The sequence below is a fragment of the Moorena sp. SIO2C4 genome (genome assembly GCF_010672485.1).
Classification (GTDB): Bacteria; Cyanobacteriota; Cyanobacteriia; order Cyanobacteriales; family Coleofasciculaceae; genus Moorena; species Moorena producens.
Map to the genome: position 1 here is coordinate 1 of NZ_JAAHGN010000795.1, position 3,605 is coordinate 3,605.

Annotated in this window: 1 protein-coding gene and 1 pseudogene; both read right to left on the bottom strand. The window is 43.7% G+C overall.

Annotated elements, in window-relative coordinates; translation table 11 throughout:
- Positions 1-292: 292 nt before the first annotated feature.
- Positions 293-1,279: a homoserine kinase gene (gene thrB / locus F6K20_RS29200; protein ID WP_008184855.1), complete on the bottom strand. Its 987-nt coding sequence runs from the start codon at positions 1,277-1,279 to the stop codon at positions 293-295.
- Between the two features lie 615 nt (positions 1,280-1,894).
- Positions 1,895-3,439, bottom strand: a pseudogene (locus F6K20_RS29205) (protein kinase domain-containing protein); the annotation flags it as partial.
- Between the last annotated feature and the right edge of the window lie 166 nt (positions 3,440-3,605).

The window sequence follows — 3,605 nt, forward strand, 5'->3', positions numbered from 1 at the left end:
AATTCTTTAAGTAGGAATTGAAGTTGGGTTAAAGAGAAAAGAAGGACCTTAGAAAGTCGACAAATCAACGTAATCAACAGCGTGCCTCGGATGAAAAGGGCATTTTTTCTACTGCCGTTATGGAACAAACAGTTCGAATACAAAAACAACTGGCTGTCGTCACTGTGGTAGATGGCCAGATGGGGGAGATTTTTATTAAGGGTAATTATCCCGAGATGATATAAGAGGTTTGGGGTAATCAGAAGCAATTACCAACTATAACCAGCAGGGGGTCATACCATGGGATGTGGTATTAGCTACTTAATTCCAGAGCAATCTTGGTGCCTTGGCAATCTAGAGAAAGCGATCGCACTTGAGCCTGAATCCCGGCATCGGTCCAAGCTACCGCCATTGCCTCCTGAACCGCTGGTGCTTGGGACTCACTCACCAAAGCCAACAAAGTAGGACCTGCCCCACTAATCACCATGCCATAGGCTCCAGCATCCAAAGCTGCCGCCTCCACAGCGTCATAACCAGGAATCAGTTTTTGGCGATAAGGCTGATGTATCCGGTCTTGCAAACCGACCCGTAACCAATCCCCCTTACCAGACTCCAAACCCCGCAACAACAACCCCAAACTGGCCACATTCAAAACTGCATCAGCACGGCTATAGCTATCAGGCAACACCTGCCGTGCCTCCTGTGTTGAAAGCTCGAAATCGGGAATTGCCACCACCGGCACCAGATCAGAAGACCAAGCAACATCACAAACTACCCAATCCTGTTGTTGTGCTTCTGGTTCTTGGGGTCTTTGGGGTTTCATCACCAAACCTCGACCGGTCAAACGACATCCCCCCAAAAGCGCTGGAACCACATTATCAGGATGCCCCTCAATTGCGATCGCTAACTCCATTACCTCCTGCTGAGAAAGAGGTTTACCCGCTAACTGATTTGCAGCAATCAATCCTCCAACAATCGCTGTTGCCGAACTGCCCAATCCTCGTGCCAAAGGCACCCCCAAATCAATCTCTAGGTGTACCGGAGGCGGAGTTTTTCCCAGACGCTCATATAAGGTCACAAAGGCTCGATAGACAAGATTACTCTCATCTCTACTCACCTTCTTGGCTTCCACACCAGTAACATCAATCTTAAGCTTGACTGATCCAGAATTTACCGACTCCAGGCGAGTGACTTTAAACTGGTTATATACAGTTAACGCTGCGCCTATGCAATCGAAACCTGGTCCTAGATTAGCGGTAGTACCGGGCACAATAACCCTGACCGTAGAAACAACAGACATTTGACAATATTCTGAACTAAATAATCTTGCCCTAAAAATTGCTCTCCTGTCTACCTGCTTTGGTACATTTATTTACAGTTGGCTGCACGTAAGTGATTTTTTTTTGAATAAACGACACCAAGGCAGAAGTGAGAACGATTAATGATCTATGGTAATCTTGAATCAGTGTATTCTCAGCCTGTGAAAAATTCGATAAGTCGTGAGTGGAGAGCGTGCTGATAGAGCATGTTTGAAATCATCAAAGGCCGATCAGCTGCTAGGGGAGTTCTACATTAATAAAACCTGTTACTCCAAAGCCAAATTATTAAACACCTATAAAATTACAAAATTTTATAAGATACCAAGTTTTGTTAATCACTAAGCAAAATAGCTGAGCGCTTTCTGATAATGGGTAATAGGGCATAATAAATTACCTAATTAAATATAAAATATAATAGCGGTTTCCGTGGTTGAATGTTAATTGTTAAACATTGTTAAACATTGTTAAACATTGTTAAACGTTGTAGATAAAGCATAGTCCCACAAAGAAAAGGGAGTCAAGATCTATTATTTTGTTGCGGTCACAAAAAACTGAGTGGAAGCAATAGCGCGATCGCTCCTGCAAATAAATACCCTCTAAGGCTTGATCAAATTTCTCTCTAATTTCCGATAGGTTTTGACTTGCCGCAGACGCTCTAATGGTGGATAGAGAATCATCACACCTAAGGGAACTGCTGTCACTAAAATGGCGATCAGTACCAACACATTTAAAAATCCTAGTTTCAAACCGATACCTAAACTAATCCCCAAGGCTACCGATAACACAGGCACTCCTAGGGCTAAGATTTTACTAAACCCACGCTTTCGGCAGCTTTGAGCTACTCCTTCCCCTTCAAAGGCTGCCATAAACACTACCGCATCCACTGCTGCAAAGGTAGCAATCGCGCTATCCGTAGCGCGAAACTTGGCACCAAATCCAGCTACCAACAGGGCTGCTACTCCAGCAAAAAACACTGCTGCTACGGTATCCATAGCCTTTAACGGAATACTAAATCTGGCTCTGACTTTTGCTACCAGTTTCGAGACCATCCCAGATGTCACAGCCGCAGTCAATCCCAGCATTGCCACCAAGACTGAAACAAAAGTTGCGATCGCAATCCCGATTGTCCCACTGTTACTCACAATTCCCTCCCAAGCCGTAGTTTCTACCCACGTAGCTGTAGTAGCTAAGCCAATCAATAGCGCTAGGGATAGATAGGGAAGTTTTTTCGTGGCAATTGGTACCGGAGCAGTATGGATTTTCAGGGGTAAAACCTGAGTTGAGTGTTCAGCATTAGTGTGAATTAATACCTCGCGCTCATAGGTTTGGTCTGCCATCAGCTTACTGGTATCTATCGTAATGTGGCACAACCCTTGATTACCATTAACATCAGCTGTGTCCAATCGAATCCAGTCATGGAAGTAGGGAGTATGGGGTGGGTCACTGACATGGGGAGCAATTTGCCAGCGGCTTTCTAAGGCTGTGTCTGGAACTGTGTTACAAATCGTAATAGTTTTTGTCAGTTTTTCCCCTAATTTTTTAGCCCTCAACTCTAGATAAGGTTGGGATAGTTTTGCCTCTGGAATCCGGATGACGTAGATTGGCTTAAGGGCTTCTAAAGCCGTTTCAGCATCAGGAAAACGGTCTTTATGTTTCAGCTCTACCATCCTTTTCAGCCACTCCAGCCAACTCAAACTTACTTGAGGTAGACGATGCTGAAAATTGAGACAATAGTCTTCATCAATTAAAGTATTAATCGTAGTCGATGGAGTACCAGTTAGTAAACAAATCAAGGTCGCTCCTAACCCATATAAGTCTGACGCTTTACTTAGGGCTTTATCAAATAACTGTTCCGGAGCCATAAACCCGATAGTGCCTTTGGCTACACTACTCACCGCTAGTTCACTATCACCAATCCGAGCCAAGCCGAAGTCTACCAAAAAAACATTGATCGTCTCATCTACTAAGATATTTTCCGGTTTGATATCTCGATGAATGATCGGAGGAATCCGATGTTGTAGGTAAACCAGAATATTGAGTAACCCAACAGCGATTTGCTTAATCTCCTCCGGGTCAAAACTACGAGGTACAGCCAAGGAAGGAGCATGTTTGTATTCTTGTATCAAACAACAGCCCCTAGTGGTTTGGAATGACCCAGATTCAGTTCAATAGGGTTACACGATGTTGACACTACGAAATAATTGCATCATTTAATATTCTTATGGTGAGAGTAAATTTTTCGATACTCATGAACGCTTAATTGGAAATGATAATCGGAAGTGTGTTTCATACTTACTGCCTTTTAAC